Annotated in this window: 12 protein-coding genes and 2 tRNA genes; 9 read left to right on the top strand and 5 right to left on the bottom strand. The window is 74.4% G+C overall.

Going from position 1 to position 16878, the window contains the following annotated elements; translation table 11 throughout:
* Positions 1 to 76: 76 nt before the first annotated feature.
* The 3 genes from AB0O91_RS27010 to AB0O91_RS27000 all read left to right on the top strand — a co-directional run bounded on the left by AB0O91_RS27010 (position 77) and on the right by AB0O91_RS27000 (position 3336).
* A complete protein-coding gene (locus AB0O91_RS27010; RefSeq protein ID WP_363437976.1) occupies positions 77 to 1042 on the top strand; it encodes an ABC transporter permease in 966 nt (321 codons plus the stop codon).
* Positions 1039 to 3168 (top strand): ABC transporter ATP-binding protein, encoded by a 2130-nt coding sequence (locus AB0O91_RS27005; protein ID WP_363437974.1) that lies wholly within the window; start codon positions 1039 to 1041, stop codon positions 3166 to 3168. Before AB0O91_RS27010 ends, AB0O91_RS27005 begins: the two co-directional genes overlap by 4 nt.
* A gap of 94 nt (positions 3169 to 3262) precedes the next feature.
* Positions 3263 to 3336: transfer RNA gene (locus tag AB0O91_RS27000), tRNA-Lys, on the top strand.
* A gap of 111 nt (positions 3337 to 3447) precedes the next feature.
* On the opposite strand, the gene AB0O91_RS26995 is transcribed toward AB0O91_RS27000, so the two are convergent.
* Positions 3448 to 4386: an alpha/beta hydrolase gene (locus AB0O91_RS26995; protein WP_363437972.1), complete on the bottom strand. Its 939-nt coding sequence runs from the start codon at positions 4384 to 4386 to the stop codon at positions 3448 to 3450.
* Positions 4383 to 5198: a DUF998 domain-containing protein gene (locus AB0O91_RS26990; RefSeq protein ID WP_363438106.1), complete on the bottom strand. Its 816-nt coding sequence runs from the start codon at positions 5196 to 5198 to the stop codon at positions 4383 to 4385. The genes AB0O91_RS26995 and AB0O91_RS26990 overlap by 4 nt, the downstream gene beginning before the upstream one ends.
* 234 nt (positions 5199 to 5432) lie before the next feature.
* On the opposite strand from AB0O91_RS26990, the gene AB0O91_RS26985 reads away from it, so the two are divergent.
* The 3 genes from AB0O91_RS26985 to AB0O91_RS26975 all read left to right on the top strand — a co-directional run bounded on the left by AB0O91_RS26985 (position 5433) and on the right by AB0O91_RS26975 (position 9577).
* Positions 5433 to 5506: transfer RNA gene (locus AB0O91_RS26985), tRNA-Lys, on the top strand.
* A gap of 223 nt (positions 5507 to 5729) precedes the next feature.
* The gene (locus AB0O91_RS26980; protein WP_363437969.1) at positions 5730 to 8153 is read left to right on the top strand and encodes a transglycosylase domain-containing protein; all 2424 of its coding nucleotides are present in this window, start codon (positions 5730 to 5732) and stop codon (positions 8151 to 8153) included.
* Between the two features lie 284 nt (positions 8154 to 8437).
* Entirely contained in the window at positions 8438 to 9577 is a 1140-nt protein-coding gene (locus tag AB0O91_RS26975; RefSeq protein WP_363437966.1) for an EamA family transporter, read from the top strand.
* On the opposite strand, the gene lepB is transcribed toward AB0O91_RS26975, so the two are convergent.
* Both lepB and AB0O91_RS26965 read right to left on the bottom strand, forming a co-directional pair.
* Complete coding sequence (gene lepB / locus AB0O91_RS26970; RefSeq protein ID WP_363437963.1) at positions 9540 to 10358, bottom strand: signal peptidase I; 819 nt, start codon at positions 10356 to 10358, stop codon at positions 9540 to 9542. The two genes, AB0O91_RS26975 and lepB, sit on opposite strands and share 38 nt — an antisense overlap.
* A 321-nt stretch (positions 10359 to 10679) precedes the next feature.
* Entirely contained in the window at positions 10680 to 11015 is a 336-nt protein-coding gene (locus AB0O91_RS26965; RefSeq protein ID WP_363437961.1) for a chorismate mutase, read from the bottom strand.
* A gap of 266 nt (positions 11016 to 11281) precedes the next feature.
* Here AB0O91_RS26965 and AB0O91_RS26960 point away from each other — a divergent pair, with 266 nt between their 5' ends.
* Both AB0O91_RS26960 and AB0O91_RS26955 read left to right on the top strand, forming a co-directional pair.
* Complete coding sequence (locus AB0O91_RS26960) at positions 11282 to 11707, top strand: OsmC family protein (protein WP_363437959.1); 426 nt, start codon at positions 11282 to 11284, stop codon at positions 11705 to 11707.
* 415 nt (positions 11708 to 12122) lie between these two features.
* Positions 12123 to 14402: an EAL domain-containing protein gene (locus AB0O91_RS26955; RefSeq protein WP_363437957.1), complete on the top strand. Its 2280-nt coding sequence runs from the start codon at positions 12123 to 12125 to the stop codon at positions 14400 to 14402.
* Between the two features lie 71 nt (positions 14403 to 14473).
* Here AB0O91_RS26955 and AB0O91_RS26950 read toward each other — a convergent pair whose 3' ends face one another.
* Positions 14474 to 15565, bottom strand: a complete 1092-nt coding sequence (locus AB0O91_RS26950; protein WP_363437955.1) for an LLM class flavin-dependent oxidoreductase — start codon at positions 15563 to 15565, stop codon at positions 14474 to 14476.
* A 674-nt stretch (positions 15566 to 16239) separates the two neighbouring features.
* On the opposite strand from AB0O91_RS26950, the gene AB0O91_RS26945 reads away from it, so the two are divergent.
* Positions 16240 to 16836, top strand: coding sequence for a VTT domain-containing protein (locus tag AB0O91_RS26945; protein ID WP_363437953.1), 597 nt, complete (start codon positions 16240 to 16242; stop codon positions 16834 to 16836).
* Positions 16837 to 16878: the final 42 nt, after the last annotated feature.

Raw genomic sequence — 16878 nt, 5'->3', positions numbered from 1 at the left:
CACCGCGGGAGCCGCAGGCACCGCGGGACCTGCCGGACCCTCCGGACCCGCGCGACCGGCGGGACCCGCAGGAGCCGTGCCCGTCGTGGAGCGGCCCCGGGCCGCCGGACGGGGCCGACTCGTGCTGGCCCGGCTGCTCGCCGCCCGCGGCGCCCTGGTCGGGGCCGGGCTGATCCTGCTGCTGTTCGCCCTCGCCTTCGGCGGGCCGTACCTGATCCCCTGGGACTACGCCGCCCCCGACTTCACCGCCCTGCACCAACCCCCCTCCGCCGAACACTGGTTCGGCACCAACGGGGTCGGCCAGGACGTCTTCGCCCAGACCGTCCGCGGGCTGCAGAAGTCGCTGATCATCGGCCTGCTGGTGGCCCTCTTCTCCACCGTGCTGGCCTCCCTGGTCGGCGCCTGCGCGGGCTACTTCGGCGGCTGGGCCGACCGGGCCCTGATGTTCCTGGTCGACCTGATGCTGGTCTTCCCCAGCTTCCTGATCATCACGGTGGTCTCGCCCCGGCTGCGCAGCAGCGGCTGGATCGCCTTCGTGCTGCTGCTCGCCCTGTTCAACTGGATGATCACCGCCCGGGTGGTCCGCTCGATGACCATCTCCCTGCGCGAGCGCGAATTCGTCCGCGCCGCACGGTTCATGGGCGTCCGGCCGCTGCGGATCATCACCCGGCACATCCTGCCGAACGTCGCCTCCTTCCTGATCGTCGACGCCACCATCGCGGTCGGCGGCGCCGTGATGAGCGAGACCGCGCTCTCCTACTTCGGCTTCGGCGTCCGGCCGCCGGACGTCTCGCTCGGCACCCTGCTCGCCGCCGGGACGTCCGAAGCCCCGGTGTTCCCCTGGATGTTCTACTTCGCGGCCGGACTCCTGGTGCTGTTCGTACTCGCCGTCAACCTGGTCGGGGACGGGCTGCGCGACGCCCTCGACCCCACCGCCGGAGCGGGCCCCCGCCGTTCCCGGCGTTCCCTGCGTTCCCTGCGTTCCCTGCGTTCCCGGCGGGCCGCCCGCCGCCCCGGTAGCTCCCCGAGGAAGCCGAAGTGACCACTGCCGTCGAGACCCCCCTGCTCGCCGTCCGGGACCTGCGGGTGGACTTCACCGGCCCGCACGGCCCGGTGCCCGCCGTCCGCGGGGTGGACCTCACCCTGCGCCGCGGCGAGACCCTCGGCATCGTCGGCGAGTCCGGCTCCGGGAAGTCCGTCACCGCGCTCTCCGTGCTCGGCCTGCTGCCCGGCACCGCCCGGGTCACCGGCTCGGTGCGGCTGGACGGCCGGGAACTGGTCGGCCTGCCCGGCCGGGAGCTCGCCGCGATCCGCGGTCGCCGGGTCGCCATGGTCTTCCAGGACCCGCTGTCCGCCTTCACCCCGGTCTACCGGATCGGCGACCAGATCGCCGAAGCGGTCCGGATCCACCAGCCGGTCGACCGGGCCACCGCCCGCCGCCGGGCCGCCGAACTCCTCGACCTGGTCGGCATTCCGGCGCCCGACCGGGCCCTGGACAGCTTCCCGCACGAGTTCTCCGGCGGCATGCGCCAGCGCGCGATGATCGCCATGGCGATCGCCAACCAGCCGGACATCCTGCTCGCCGACGAACCCACCACCGCCCTGGACGTCACCATCCAGGCCCAGGTGCTCGACGTGCTGCGCACCGCCCGCGAGGAGACCGGCGCGGCCCTCGTCCTGGTCAGCCACGACCTCGGGGTGATCGCCGGGGCCGCCGACCGGGTCGCCGTGATGTACGCGGGCCGGGTGGTCGAGACCGCGGGAGTGGACGAACTGTTCGCGGCCCCGCGCCACCCGTACACGCTCGGCCTGATCGGCGCGCTGCCCCGGCTGGACGGCGCCGGCGGTCCGCTGGTGCCGATCCCCGGCTCCCCGGCCCCGATGGCCGAACTCCCGCCCGGCTGCGCGTTCGCCGCGCGCTGCCCGCTGGCCGAGGAGCGCTGCTCGGCGATCGAGCCCGAACTGACGGGCGGGCCCGAAGCGGGCGGCGGGTCCGATGTGGGGGACGGGGCCGATGTGGGGGACGGGGCCGAACCGGGCGGTACGGAACGGCACCTGGCGGCGTGCGTCCGGTCGGCCGAGTTGGCCGAGCGCCGTCCCGCGCCGAGCGAGGTGTACCCGGTGCCCGAACCACCGCCGACGACCGCCGCCGGGGACCGCTCCGAGCGGGCGCCGGTGCTGGCGGTGAGCGGCCTCGGCAAAACGTTTCCGCTCCTCAAGGGCACGGTGTTCAAGCGCAAGGTCGGCGAGGTCTACGCGGTGGACGGCGTCGACCTGGACCTGCGGGAGGGCGAAACCCTCGGCCTGGTCGGGGAGTCCGGCTCGGGCAAGTCCACCACCCTGTTCGAACTGCTCAAGCTGGGCGCCCCGGAGACCGGCCGGATCGAACTGCTCGGCCGGGACACCGCCCGGCTGACCCGCTCCGAGGCCGCACGGCTCCGGTCCGAACTGCAGATCGTGTTCCAGGACCCGATGGCCAGCCTCGACCCCCGGATGCCGATCGGCGACATCGTCTCCGAACCCCTGCGCGCCCAGCGCGCCCCGCGCGAGGAGATCGCCCACCGGGTGCCCGAACTGCTGCACCAGGTCGGCCTCGACCCGCACCACGCGGACCGCTACCCGCACCAGTTCTCCGGCGGTCAGCGGCAGCGCGTCTCCATCGCCCGGGCGCTCGCCGTCCGGCCCAGGCTGCTGGTGCTGGACGAACCGGTCTCCGCCCTCGACGTCTCGATCCAGGCCGGGGTGCTCAACCTGCTGCAGTCGCTCAAGGCCGAGCTCGGGCTGTCCTACCTGTTCGTGTCGCACGACCTCTCGGTGATCCGGCACCTCGCCGACCGGGTCAGCGTGATGTACCTCGGCCGGACGGTCGAGCAGGGGGCGGTCTCCGCCGTCTTCGACCGCCCCCGCCACCCGTACACCCGGGCACTGCTCTCCGCCGTCCCGCTGCCCGACCCGGCCGCCGAACGCGCCCGCGACCGCATCCTGCTCGCCGGGGACCCTCCCTCCCCCACCGAGCGCCGCACCGGCTGCCCGTTCCGCACCCGCTGCCCGCTCTACGCCGGGCTGGCGGACGCGACGGCCCGGGCGCGCTGCGAGCAGGACCGGCCGGCCCTCGACGGCGACCGGGCCGCGGCCGACCACCGGGCGGCGTGCCACCACCCGGGGTGACGGTGGCGACCCCGGCGGCGACTCCGGTGGGTGATCGGCCGAATACGATTCGGCGGATCGGGTCGCTGACGTGTACTGTCTTCCACGTCAGCAAGCGCCGCTAGCTCAGTTGGTTAGAGCAGCTGACTCTTAATCAGCGGGTCCGGGGTTCGAGTCCCTGGCGGCGCACATGGCAAGGTCTCAGGCCGTCCACTCCGGTGGGCGGCCTGAGGCGTTTCCGGGGCGATCCACCCGGCTCACCCGGCTCACCCGGCCCAGTGGGCCCACGCAGCCGACCGCTCAGCCGGTCTCCAGGACGGCGGAGGCCACCGCGTCCGGGCGGTCGAACATCACCAGGTGCCCGGCCGGGGCCGTGGTCCGGTAGTCGGCCCGGAGCAGCGTCGCGAGCTCCCGCTGGTCGGCCAGCCAGGACTCGGTGCGGCGGTTCCGGCAGCCGTCGTCGGCGGCCAGCACGGTGACCGGCAGGTCCTCCGGCAGCGGCCGGGCGGCCCGCAGCCCGTCCAGTTCGGCGGCCATGTCGAGGTACCGCCCGTTCTCCCGGAGCAGCGCGCGCAGGGCCCGTCCGGTGCGGTAGCAGTGCCGGACCAGCGGCGCCGGGGCCAGGTCCTCGCGACGGACGGTGGACAGCCGGGCGGTCAGCCGGCGCACGGCCGGGCCGAGCAGGTACGGCACGGCGAGGGCGGTCGCGGCGCCCGCCACCGCCCGGGCGGCCAGGTCCCGCGCGACGGGCGCCGGGTACGGCCGGGGGTCCGGTTCGACGCTGCCGTCGACCAGCACCAGCCCGGCGGCCCGCTCGGGGTGCAGCCGGGCGAAGGCCTCCACGTGGAAGCCGGCCAGCGAGTGGCCGGCCAGGGTGCAGGGCCCGTCGAGCCCGAGCCCGTCCAGCACCGCGCGGATCCGTTCGGCCTCACCGGCCAGGGTCGGCGCGGGCCGCCGCCCGGTCGCGGGCTCGCCGGCGCTGAGCCCGTAGCCGGGCCGGTCGAAGCGGACCACCGTGCGGTACGGGGTGAGGAACGGGACGACCAGGTCCCAGTCGAACCAACTGCTGCCGAGGCCGCCGGTGAGCAGGCAGACCGGGCCGCTGCCCTCGGTGCGGACGTGCAGCGGGACACCGTCGATGCGCAGGAAGCGGCCCCGGGGCGCGGGGCCGGTGGGGCCGACGGCTCCAGGGGGTCCGACGGGGCCGGAGGGGCCGGTGGAGTCGGCGGGCGTGGTCATGTCCGACCCCGGTCAGGGTCGGGGTCGTCTGTTGCCCGGTCCGGCGTCCGGTCCGCGACCCGGTCCGCGACCCGGTCCTCCGTTCCGGGCGGGGCACCCGGGGCGGCCCGGCCGCCCGGACCGCCCTCCCGGGCGACGGCCACCGCCAGGACGGCCAGCCAGAGCGCGACCAGCAGCACCTGGAGTCGCTGCCCGGCGCCCAGCGCCCAGGTGCCGCGCCCGGCCTGGAAGGCGGCGATCGCGCCGAGGCTCCAGCCGGTGGCGAGCAGTTCGGCGCCGAGCAGCCAGGGCCCGAACCGGCGCACGGCCGGCCAGCGGTGCTGCCGCCGGGCGGCGACGGTGAGCGCGACCAGCCCGGCGAGCGCGCCGACCATGGCGAGGCTGCTGGTGACGGCGTGCGCGGTGTGGGTGGCCGGGACGAGCCCGGCGGTCTCCCGGGCGGCGCACATCTCGTCGCTGGTGGGGGTGCAGCTGAGCGGCAGCCGGGAGTCGGCGGCGGTCGCGGCCCCGAACAGGGCCAGGGCGGACCATCCGACCAGGGCCCAGCGGCTGCGGCCGGGGGCGCGGCGGGAACCGGCGCCCGGGTGCGGACCGGGCACGGCGGGCCGGCGGGCCTGCCCGGTGGCGAGCGCGGTGACGGCAGCGGCGAGCACGCAGAGCCCGGCGACCAGGTCGGTGGCCCGGAACAGGCCCCCCAGCGGCTGGTCCTCGGCCGCGAGTTCGCTGATGTACGCCTGCACCGGGTCGAGCCCGGTGCTCAGCACCACCTCCAGCACCCACGCGGTGTACGCCACGGCGCTGAGCAGCAGCAGGACGGCGACCGCCGTCCGCGCGGCGTGCGGCCGCCGGAGGCCTCGGGGCTCTCGGCGGCGGGGGCGGGGGCGGGGGTGTCCGGGCTGGGGGCTGGGCACGTTTCCACCCTAACCGGGAGAGAACTCCTCCCCAACCGGGAGGAAACGGGCAGCTCAGAGGCCCTTCGGACGCCGGCGGAGCCGAGGTGGCACGAGGCACCCTCCGGGACCGTGTATTGTTCTCCAGGTCAGCAAGCGCCGCTAGCTCAGTTGGTTAGAGCAGCTGACTCTTAATCAGCGGGTCCGGGGTTCGAGTCCCTGGCGGCGCACAGACAGTTGGGGAGCCTCTCGCAGCAGCGAGGGGCTCCCCGATTTTTTGGCCCTCGACGTCCGTTTTGTGTGTGATGTCGGTCTCGATTGCCGTTCCGGTGGAGCCATTGGGCCCGCCCGGCTCGTCCAGGGCAGTAAACCGGAATCGGGACATGGGTCCCTAACCACCGATGTCCCCGTCTGTGCAGGCCGGCTCGGTCCGCCCGCAGGAAAGGCCGCGCCTTGTTCCGAAACGCCCAGAGCGGCGGCGGTCGCACGCCGTCGATCGGCCTCCGGCCGGTCAAGGGGCTCAAGCGCTCCGCCGCCACCCCCGGTGGCGGTAAGCCGCGCCGGCCCAAGCGCAAGCGCACCGGCTGGCGCCGGCTGATACCCACCTGGCGGATGACGCTGCTCGGCCTCGCCTCGGCGCTGCTGCTCGGTGTCGGCCTGTTCGCGCTGGGGATCGCGCTGGTGAAGGTCCCGGACGCGCACGCCGCCGCGACCGCCCAGAGCAACACCTGGCTCTACGCCGACGGCTCGGTGCTCACCCGCACCGGCCAGACCAACCGGCAGAACGTCGGCCTGGACAAGGTCTCCCCCGCCGCCCAGCACGCGGCGCTGGCCGCCGAGGACCGCAACTTCTACAACGAGGGCGCCGTCAACGTCCAGGGCCTGGTCCGGGCCGCCCTCAACACCGCCAAGGGCGAGGGCACCCAGGGCGGCTCCACCATCACCCAGCAGTACGTGAAGAACACGTACCTGGACCAGAAGCAGTCGATCACCCGCAAGGTGAAGGAACTCTTCATCGCGATCAAGGTGGACGCCACCGAGAGCAAGGACGAGGTCCTCTCCGGCTACCTGAACACCTCCTACTACGGCCGCGGCGCGTACGGCATCCAGGCCGCCGCCCAGGCGTACTTCGGCGTCGACGCCTCCGCGCTCAGCGCCGCCCAGGGCGCCTACCTGGCCACCCTGCTGAACGCCCCGAGCGCCTACGACGTGGCCACCGCGACCCCGGCGGGCAAGCAGAACGCCGTCAACCGCTGGAACTACGTCATGGACGGCATGGTCAAGGAGGGCTGGCTCTCCGCCGACGACCGGGCCAAGGCCACCTTCCCGGACGTCAAGGACCCGCAGCCCAACCCGGGCCTGTCCGGCCAGTCCGGCTACCTGGTCAACGCGGCCACCCAGTACCTGACCTCGAACAACATCATCAGCGAGACCGAGCTGGCCAAGGGCGGCTACACGATCAAGCTGACGATCGACCCGAACCGCCAGCAGGCCCTCCAGGACTCCGTCCAGGCGCAGCTGCACGACACCCTGAACCCGGACAAGCGGAAGAAGGACGCGGCCGCCCAGGCCGGCGCCGTCTCGGTGGACCCGAAGACCGGCGCGGTCGTCGCCCTGTACGGCGGCGTCGACTACGTGAAGCACTACGTCGACAACGCGACCCGGCGCGACTACCAGGCCGGTTCCACCTTCAAGGCGATCGCGCTGGCCGCCGCCTTCGAGAACAACGCCAAGACCCAGGACGGCCGCACCATCACCCCGCGCACGGTCTACGACGGCACCAGCGGCCGCAAGGTCCGCGGCGGCAAGGGCACCCCGTACGCACCGCCGAACGAGGGCGACAGGAGCTACGGCCAGATCAGCCTGCAGCAGGCCACCGACTGGTCGGTCAACTCGGCCTTCGCCCAGCTGGCGCAGGACACCGGGCTGCAGAAGGTCAAGGACACCGGCATCGCGCTGGGCCTGCCCGGCAGCACCCCGGGCCTGGACCCGGTGCCGTCCATCCCGCTGGGCGCGGCCACCCCGAGCGTGCTCGACATGGCCGGCGTCTACGCCACCCTGGACAACGGCGGCAAGCAGATCACCCCGTGGCTGGTGCAGTCGGTGGACCGCGAGGGCGAGGCCGTGTCGCTGCCCGCGCACAAGTCCACCCAGGCGATCAGCGCCGACACCGCCAACCAGGTCACCTCGATGCTCCAGGGCGTGGTGAGCGACCCGGGCGGCACCGGCTGGCGGGCAAAGGCCCTGGGCCGCCCGGTGGCGGGCAAGACCGGCACCACGGACGACCAGAAGTCCGTCTGGTTCGTCGGCTACACCCCCGAACTGGTCACCTCGGTCGCCCTGTTCGGGCAGGACCCGGGCAGCGGTGCCCAGGTCAGCCTCAGCGGCATCGGCGGGATCGACGGCGCGGCGGGCGGCCAGTACCCGGCGCAGATCTGGACCAGCTACATGAAGTCGGCGCTCAAGGGCCAGCCGGTGACCGACTTCCCGACCCCGGCGGACGGCGGCGACTCCTCGGGCGCCACCGACCTGCCGACGGCCCCGAACACGCCGAGCAGCACCCCGTCGACCGGCGGTGCCACGCCGAGCACCGGCGCCGGCAACCAGTCGGGCGACAACTCCGGCGCGACCTCCTCGGGCGGCTCGGGCTCCGGCTCCGGCTCGGGTTCCGGCTCCGGTTCCGGCTCCGACGGGTCCGGCACCGGGCCGACCACGGCCCCGACCGGTCCGCCGACCACCCAGCCCAGCACCCGGCCCCCGCGGCCGACCACGCGGCCGACGCCGACCACCCAGCCCACCACGGGCCCGACCGGTCCGCCGACCACCCAGCCCACCGGCGGGACGGACGCGCTCACCGGAGCGGGCGCCGGGGGCTGATTCACCCGGTCGGCCGCACCACCTCCGTCGGCCGGACCACTGACCTCGGGTCGGTGGTCCGGCCGTCGTCGTCCCGGCGGCTCCGGCCGTGTCCGGGCGGTTCCCGGGCCGTTCTCGGGCGGCGCTCGGGCCGTACTCGGGCCGTTCCCGGGGTCAGGGCGGGCAGCGGCCCGGGAAGGCGCTGACGGGCGCGGGTGAGCGCGCCGCTACGGACAGTTCGGGCCAGGACCGAATGACGAAATGGCGCCTTACCGAAGGATCGGTACGACTGTCACAATGCGCCCGTGCACAGATCAACGGCCTCGCCCGTCACCCCTTCGGGCCGAACCCTCGGCCTCGGCCTCGCGCTGGTCTCCGCCGTCGCCTTCGGCGGCTCCGGCACCGCGGCCAAGCCGCTGATCGAGGCCGGGCTCTCCCCGCTGCACGTGGTGTGGCTCCGGGTGACCGGGGCCGCCGTGGCCCTGCTGCCGATCGCCTACCGGCACCGGGCCGCCGTCCTGCGCCGTCCCGGCCTGCTGCTCGGCTTCGGCCTGCTCGCCGTGGCCGGCGTCCAGGCCTTCTACTTCGCCGCCATCTCCCGCATCCCGGTCGGCGTCGCCCTGCTGATCGAGTACCTCGGACCGCCGCTGCTGATCGGCTACGTCAAGTTCGTGCAGCGCAAGCCGATCACCCGGGGCGCGGCCGTCGGCGCGGCCGTCGCGGTCACCGGGCTGGCCTGCGTGGTCGAGGTCTGGAACGGCCTGAGCTTCGACCCGCTGGGCGTGCTGCTGGGCCTCGGCGCGGCCTGCTGCCAGGTCGGCTACTTCCTGCTCGCCGACGCCGGCCGACGCGGCGACCGGCCGGTCGACCCGCTGGCCGTCAGCGCGTACGGCCTGCTGGTCGGCGCCGTCGTGCTCACCGCCCTCACCCGGCCCTGGGAGGCCGACTGGAGCCTGCTCGGCGGATCCGTGGTGATGAACGGGCACAGCCTGCCCGCGCTGATCCCGGCCGCCTGGATGGTGCTCATCGCGACCGTGCTCGCCTACCTGACCGGGGTGATCGCGGTCGGCCACCTCTCCCCGCCGATCGCCGGGGTGGTCGCCAACCTGGAGGCGGTGGTCGCCACCGTGCTGGCCTGGGTACTGCTCGGCGAGCACCTGGGGCTGCCGCAGGTCGCGGGCGGCCTGCTGGTGCTGGCGGGCGCCTTCGCGGCACAGACCAGCACGTCACCGGGGGCCACGGGAGCGGGAGGGGCTGGAGGGGCTCCGGAGGCGGCTGGGGGGACGGGGCCGGCCGGGGCGACGGGCCCGGCCGGCGCGGGGGTCTCCGGTGTGCGGGTCTCCGGCGCCACCGCCTCCCGCGCCGCTGCGGCCGCCCGGGAGCGGGTGGCCGCCGTCGACGGTGGGGTCAGCGGCCGGTCCAGCCGAACCAGTCGAGGTGACTGACCGGCCACACCACGGCCGACACCGGGCCGACCACGTTGCCCACCGGCACGGCGCCGCCGCCCGGATTCTGCCGGTGCCAGCGGGAGTCCGCCGAGTCGCTGCGGTGGTCGCCCTCGACCCAGATGTAGCCCGAGGGCACCGTCACCGGGCCGAAGTCCAGGCCCGCGCAGGAGTCGTCGCCCGGGTGCAGGTACGGCTCGTCGACCTTCCGGCCGTCGACGGTCAGCGTGGTGCCCGAACACTGCACGGTCTGTCCGCCGGTCGCGATGACCCGCTTGACCAGGTAGTTGTCGTCCTTCGGCGGCATCAGACCGACGAAGCTCAGCACCGAACTCACGGCGTTGGTGAACGGGTTGGAGTCGACCGGCTGCGGCGGCAGCCAGTTCCCGGGGTCCTTGAACACCACCGGCTGCCCCGGCTCGGGCTTCCAGCCGGTCAGCGGCGCCAGCTTGTTGACGCCCACCCGGTCACCGATCCGCAGGGTGTTCTCCATCGACCCGGACGGGATGGTGAAGACCTGGAACAGACAGGTCTTGATCAGCAGCGCGACCACCAGCCCGACCGCCGCCATCGCCGGGATCTCGATCCACCACGGCCGGGGACGGCGCCCCGTCCGGCGGGCCTTGCGAGCGCGCGAGCCCTCGGCCCGACGCCGGGCCCCGGCCCGGCCACCGGAGGCGGGCCGGGCGGGCCGGGTCTCCGGGGCGGGCCGGCTCTGCCGGCCGTGCTGGCTCTGCTGGCTGGGAGCTCCGCTGGGCGTTTCGGGCAGGTTCACCGCCATCGTCGCTGCTCCACCTCTCCGGCTGGGGAAACCTGCACGCTACGCCAACCGGGGAGCCTCGGGAAATCCGGGCTTTAGCCGCCCCCGACATCGCCGGACGGCGGGAGCCGTACGGCGGGCGGCAGGGGGCCGTGCCGGAGCGGTGGGGGGCGGCCGGGGCCGTGCGGCGGGACGCTCGGAGGAGACGTGCCCGGGGCGGGCCCCGGAGGCAGCCCTCGGATGCGGACCCCGGAGTCCTGTTCAGGCGGCTTGGTCCTGCGGCCTGTTCAGGCGGTGTCTCCAGGCGGCCCGTCCCGGTCGGCCTGTTCAGGCGCGGGATGTTCAGGCGCGGGCGATGGCCTCGTGGTGGCGGATGACCTCGGCGATGATGAAGTTGAGGAACTTCTCCGCGAAGACCGGGTCGAGCTTGGCCCCGGCGGCCAGCTCCCGCAGCCGCTTGATCTGGTCCCGCTCCCGGGCCGGGTCGGCCGGCGGCAGCTTGTGCTCGGCCTTGAGCCGACCGACCCGCTGGGTCGCCTTGAAACGCTCGGCCAGCATGTGGACCACCGCGGCGTCGATGTTGTCGATGCTCTCGCGCAGGCTGGTCAGCTCCGCCCGCACCGCGTCGTCGATCCCCTCCGGCGCACCGGCGTCGGAGGTCATGGGCTGGTCCGTCATCGGGGCGGCTCCCGGTGTCTCTGGGGTGGGCGCCCGACCGTACGGCGGCCGGGCTCGGGCCCCGGCAAATCTAACAGGGCCCCCGCGCCGGACCGGCACCGTTCGAAGAACGGTCCAGCATCCGGACACCCGTCGCCGCCACCGTGACCGCCTTTGTCGCCGTCATCGTCGCCGCCGTCCGGCTCCGTGGCGCGGCTGCCCGTAGGCTGGTGCGTGCATGACCGGAAGTGACGACCAGCAGTCCCTCAGTAGTGGAGGCACCGATCGTGGCAACCACCCGCACCGCCCGCACGGCCTGGGAGGGCGACCTCCTGCACGGCAAGGGGGAGGTCACCTTCGCCTCCTCGGGGATCGGCGAGTACCCCGTCTCCTGGCCGGCCCGGGCCGAGACGCCCAACGGCAAGACCAGCCCCGAGGAACTCATCGCGGCCGCCCACTCCGCCTGCTTCTCGATGGCCCTCTCCCACGGCCTGACCGGCGCCGGGACCCCGCCCACCAAGCTGGACACCCAGGCCGATGTCACCTTCCAGCCCGGCACCGGCATCACCGGCATCCACCTGACCGTCACCGGCGCGGTGCCCGGACTGGACGAGGCCGGCTTCGTGAAGGCCGCCGAGGACGCCAAGGCCAACTGCCCGGTCAGCCAGGCCCTGAGCGGCACCACCATCACCCTCACGGCCAAGCTGGCCTGACCGCCCCCGGCCCGTCCGGGGGCGCACCCGGACCCGCCCCCGGCGCGCAACCGGCGCCCGGGGGCGCGGCGTCGGCGCACACGCCCCCGACGCACCTCATGTGATGTGTAGCGGGGGCGTCCGAACGTTCCACCACGCATGATCACAAACAGGGCGAATCACCCTGCCGGCGGTCACCGCGCGTTGCCGTCGCGGCCTATGATCGGCCGAAGCGCCCTGTTCTCCCCGGGTCCCCGCGCGGTAGCGCCCCACGCCGGACGCCCCGCAGCGGACCGACCCCGAGACCCCGACAGAGTGCGGAGCCGGCCGCCGGGACCCCGACCGGCCAGGCGAACCATCGTCAAGCGTCAGCAGCGGACGGGAGCATGCCGTGCCGGGCCAGAACGAGGGGGCCGACGCACACCACCACCCAGGCGTGCGACGCGAGGAATCGTCACACCACCGCCGCCTCGCCGCACCGGTCCTCGATCCGGCGGCCCGCAGTTCACCGGCCGCCGTCTCCCCCGCCGCTCCCCCGGCCGCCGCGCCGTCGACCTCGGCCTCGGCTTCAGTCACGGCCGCGGCCACGGCCTGCGGCACCCTGGAGGACCCGGGGGTCCGGCGCTGCCCCACCTGCTCGGCGCCGCTGACCGACGGCGCGCACCTGGACGGCGCCGACGATCCCGGTCGGCCCGGCAGCACCGACGACCGCCTGCTGGCGGCGCTCCGGGCCAGCGAAGCCCGGTTCCGGGCCGCCTTCTGCGACGCCGTCATCGGCATGGCGCTGATCGACCCCGAGGACCGGATCATCGAGGTCAACCCCGCGTGCGCCGCGCTGATCGGCCGCGGCGTCGACGAACTGGCCGGCACCCACCTGTACGAGACCATCGACCCGGAGGGCATGCCGCACCGGCTCTTCGAGGAGCTCGTCCACGGCGGGCGGGAACGGTTCCGCGTGGAGAAGCAGCTCAAGCACCGCGAGGGGCACCCGGTCTGGAGCAAGGTGACCGTCTCGCTCATCCGGGACCCGGCCGGGCAGCCGCTCTACACCCTCGCGTTGGTCGAGGACATCACCGAACAGCGCCGCCTCGGCGACCGCCTGGAGTACCAGTCCCTGCACGATCCGCTGACCCGGCTGCCCAACCGGACCCTCTTCTTCGAACGGCTCGACGCCGCCTGCCTCCCGGGCGTCGAGGAGCCCGTGCGCCGCAGGGCCGATGGCGTCGGTCGGGACACCGGGGGCGGCGGGGACACCGGGGGCACCGGGCCCGACGGGGGCAACGGTGCCGACGGGGGCCGCAGGACCGGCGGCTCCGACGGGACGTCCGTGACGGACCCGCGCCGGGTCGGTGTCTGCTACCTGGACCTCGACGGCTTCGCGGCGATCAACGAGACCCTCGGCCACCACATCGGCGACCAGCTGCTGATCGCCGTCGCCGCCCGGCTGCGGGGCGGGCTCTCCGGGCGGGACACCCACCTGGTGGCCCGGATGGGCGGCGACGAGTTCGCCGTCCTGGTCACCGACAGCAGCGGCAGCGAGCAGCTGACCGCGCTGGCCGGGCGGATCCTGGAACTGCTGGAACGGCCCTTCGACGTCGTCGGGCACCGGCTGGTGATCACCGCCAGCGTCGGCGTCGTCGAGCGGTCGGTGCACGAGACCACCCCGACCGACCTGGTCAAGGACGCCGACGCCACGCTCTACTGGTCCAAGGCCGACGGCCGGGCCCGCTGGACCCTCTACGACCCGGACCGCGGTGCCCACCAGCTCACCCGGCAGCTGCTCGCCACCGCGCTGCGGCCGGCCCTGGAACGCGGCGAGTTCACCGTCGAGTACCAGCCGCTGGTCGGCCTGGCCGACGGCGCGGTGCACGGCGCCGAGGCCCTGGTCCGCTGGCGCCACCCCCGTTACGGGACGCTCTCGCCCGACCGCTTCATCCCGCTCGCCGAGGAGTCCGGCGCCATCGTGCCGCTCGGCACATGGGTCCTGGAGGAGTCCTGTCGCCAGGCCCGGCAGTGGCTCACCGAGTTCCCCGACACCGAGACCTTCGTGAGCGTCAACCTGGCGGCCCGCCAGATCTGGGACTCCGACGTGGTGGCCGACGTCGCCCGTGTCCTCGAACGCACCGGCCTGCCCGCCCGGCTGCTCCAGCTGGAGATCACCGAGAGCGCCCTGCTCGGCCCCGGCGGGCGCCCGCTGCAGGCCCTCCAGGCGCTCGCCGACATGGGCGTGCGGATCGCGATCGACGACTTCGGCACCGGCTACTCCAACCTGGCCTACCTGTCCCGGCTCCCGGTGCACGTCCTGAAGCTCGACGGCACCTTCATCGAGGGCTTCCGCGACCCGGCACCCACCCCGGCCGCCCCCGCGGGGGCCTCGGGCTCCGCCGCCGTCTCGGGTTCGGCCTCGGGCTCGGGGTCGGGGTCGACGGCGGCTTCGGCTTCGGCTTCGGCAGCGACCGTGGACCGGTCGGGCACCCCGGAGCTCCGCTCCCGCCGCCGTGACGCGGACGAGCAGATCGTCGGCGCGATGGTGCAGCTGGCCCACACCCTCGGCCTGACCGTCACCGCCGAGGGCATCGAGAGCGCCGCCCAGGCCGAGCGGCTCCGGCTGACCGGTTGCGACACCGCCCAGGGCTGGTACTTCGCCCGGCCGGGCGAGGCCGAGCTGGTCGCGGCGATACTCCGGGAGGGCCGCCCCGCCCCGACCGGGCGTTAGCCGGGCGGCGCGGAACAGGGCAGGGCGGGGTCGGGCGACGGTCGTCGCTGTGAAGCCTGACGCGGTCGCCGTCAGACCGCGGCGGTCAGGCCGTACGCCTCGGCGATCAGCCCGTAGGAGCGGAACCGGGCCTCGTGACCGTGGATGTGCGAGGTCACCATCAGCTCGTCCACCCCGGTCCGCTTCCGCAGGGCCTCCAGGCCGTCGGCCACCTGCCCCGGGTCGCCGAGCACCACGTTCTCGAGCCAGCTGTCGATGAAGTCCGCCTCGGCCGGGCTGTACGGGTACTCCTCGGCCTCCTCCGGAGTCGGGATCGGGCCCGGGTTGCCGCGCCGCAGCCGGAGCATGCCGAGGGCCGCGGAACGGGCGAGGCGGCGCGCGGCGGTCTCGTCGTCGGCGGCGACGGCGCTCACGCCGATCAGCGCGTACGGCTCGTCGAGCACGGCGGAGGGACGGAAGGACGTCCGGTACAGGTCCAGGGCCGGGAGGGTGTTGGCGCTGCTGAAGTGGTGGGCGAAGGCGAACGGGAGGCCCAGGCGGCCGGCCAGCTGCGCGCTGAAGCCGGAGGAGCCGAGCAGCCAGACCGGCGGGCGGCCCTCGCCCTTGGGCACGGCGGTCAGCCGCTCGTACGGGTGGCCGGAGGGGAAGTCGCCGTCGAGGAAGTGGGTCAGCTCGGAGAGCTGGAGGGGGAAGTCGTCCGCGCCCTCGGCGTGGCCTCGGCGCAGCGCGCGGGCGGTGGCGGGGTCGGTGCCGGGGGCGCGGCCGAGCCCGAGGTCGATCCGGCCGGGGTGCAGGGCCTCCAGCAGGCCGAACTGCTCGGCGATGGCCAGCGGGGCGTGGTTGGGGAGCATGACACCGCCGGAGCCGAGTCGCAGCGTCGTGGTGTTGGCGCCGAGGTGGGCGAGCAGCACGGCCGGGGTCGAGCTGGCGACCCCGGGCATGCCGTGGTGCTCGGCGACCCAGAAGCGGTGGTAGCCCCACTGCTCGGCGCTGCGGGCCAGCTCGGTGGTGGCGGCCAGGGCCTGGCTGGGCGTGTAGCCGACGCCGACGGTGGCGAGGTCGAGGATCGAGAGCGGAGCGGGGGCCGTGCCGCGGGCGGTGCCCCGGATCGCCTCGCCGGCTCCCGGCCCGGTGCCGTACTCCTGCTGGTCCTCGGTGGTCATGCCGTCCGCCCTCCTGGCTGTGGTGGCCCGGCTCTCCTCCGAGCCGGCCGTCGTGGGCGGCCGCGCGGGTCTCTCACGGCCCGGCGGTCGCTGCTGCCGTCGGGGGTCAACCAGCTCCGGGGGCCCGCTGTTCCCGTCCCAGCCGCTCGATCCGGGTGCGGTCGGGGCGGGGCGGACTCGGGAGGGGCGGATCGGGGAGGCGTGGGCCCGGACGGCGTGGGCCCGGACGCGGCCTCCGGGGCCGTTCCGCCGGACCTCCGGATCGTCGGACCGCCGGACCGCACCGGCGGGCCGACCGATCGTTCGGATGACTCAGGGCCAACGGGCCGACACGGTTGGCGACTTCACGCCAGGATCGGAAGTCGCCAGCCCCGGCGCTCGCGATCGCCGACCGACCTCGGGCAGGCTGGTGATCAGGAGCGGGTCACCGAGCGGGTCCGCGCTCCGTCTGCAAGATCGTCGGGCTGGACCAGCTCCGGACGATCCCTGCGAGCCCTCGGCGCGGCACCCCGCCCCGGGGGCTCGTCCCATTTCCGGGTTCGGTCATACCCGCCATTTCCGGGTTTGGTCATACCCGCGCATACTGGGGTGCTTCATGGCATGAAAAGTCGAGGCGCTAGCGTTGACCTCAGAGCCACCTGCTCCACCAGGGCGGCGTGGAGGGAGTAAGGGCCTTGCATTTCGTAGCGACGATCGGATCCTCGTGGATCTGCGCCCTTGCCCTTTTCGCCGTACTCGGGGACGCCCTGCTCCCCTTCATCCCCAGCGGGACGCTGGTCATCCTGGCCGTGCTCAAGACGGCACAGATCAACGGCGCACCGCTGCTGCTCGGCCTGGGCGTCGCGGTGGCCTCGTTCCTGGGTGACGTCCTGCTGCTGCACCTCGCCCGGCGCGGCGCCCCGGTGCTGCAACGCCGGCTCGCCCGCCGCCCGAAACTGGCGGCCAGTGTGGCCCGGGTCCAACAGTCCCTGATCGAACGACCGCACGGCGGGGCGGCCGCGATGGTGGTGGTCGCACGGTTCGTGCCGGCCGGGCGGACCGTCCTGGACCTGGCGATCGGCCACTCCCCCGCCCACCCGCACCGCTTCCTGCACTGGTCGGCGCTGGCGGCGCTGGTCTGGGCCGCCTACATCGTGACGCTGGGCTGGCTGAACAGCCACTGGTTCAACACCGCCTGGCTGAGCCTCGCGGTCTCCTGCGCGGCGGCCACCGCCGTGAGCACCGCGATCGCCCGAATAGTGCGCCGCACCCGGCGGCTGGCCGCGCTCTGAGCCACCCGGACCGGTCGGCACGGTCCGACCGCACCGTGCCGT

Source organism: Kitasatospora sp. NPDC089797 (assembly GCF_040684795.1).
GTDB lineage: Bacteria > Actinomycetota > Actinomycetes > Streptomycetales > Streptomycetaceae > Kitasatospora.
The sequence above is the reverse complement of the archived record's forward strand: the minus strand, read 5'-3'. Positions and strand labels throughout refer to the sequence as shown.

What these genes read in the sequence shown, in the direction of transcription:
- AB0O91_RS26965 (WP_363437961.1), bottom strand. Translation starts at nt 11,015, where the DNA reads ATGACGGACCAGCCCATGACCTCCGACGCCGGTGCGCCGGAGGGGATC.
- AB0O91_RS26995 (WP_363437972.1), bottom strand. Translation starts at nt 4,386, where the DNA reads ATGACCACGCCCGCCGACTCCACCGGCCCCTCCGGCCCCGTCGGACCC.
- AB0O91_RS26950 (WP_363437955.1), bottom strand. Translation starts at nt 15,565, where the DNA reads ATGACCACCGAGGACCAGCAGGAGTACGGCACCGGGCCGGGAGCCGGC.
- lepB (WP_363437963.1), bottom strand. Translation starts at nt 10,358, where the DNA reads ATGGCGGTGAACCTGCCCGAAACGCCCAGCGGAGCTCCCAGCCAGCAG.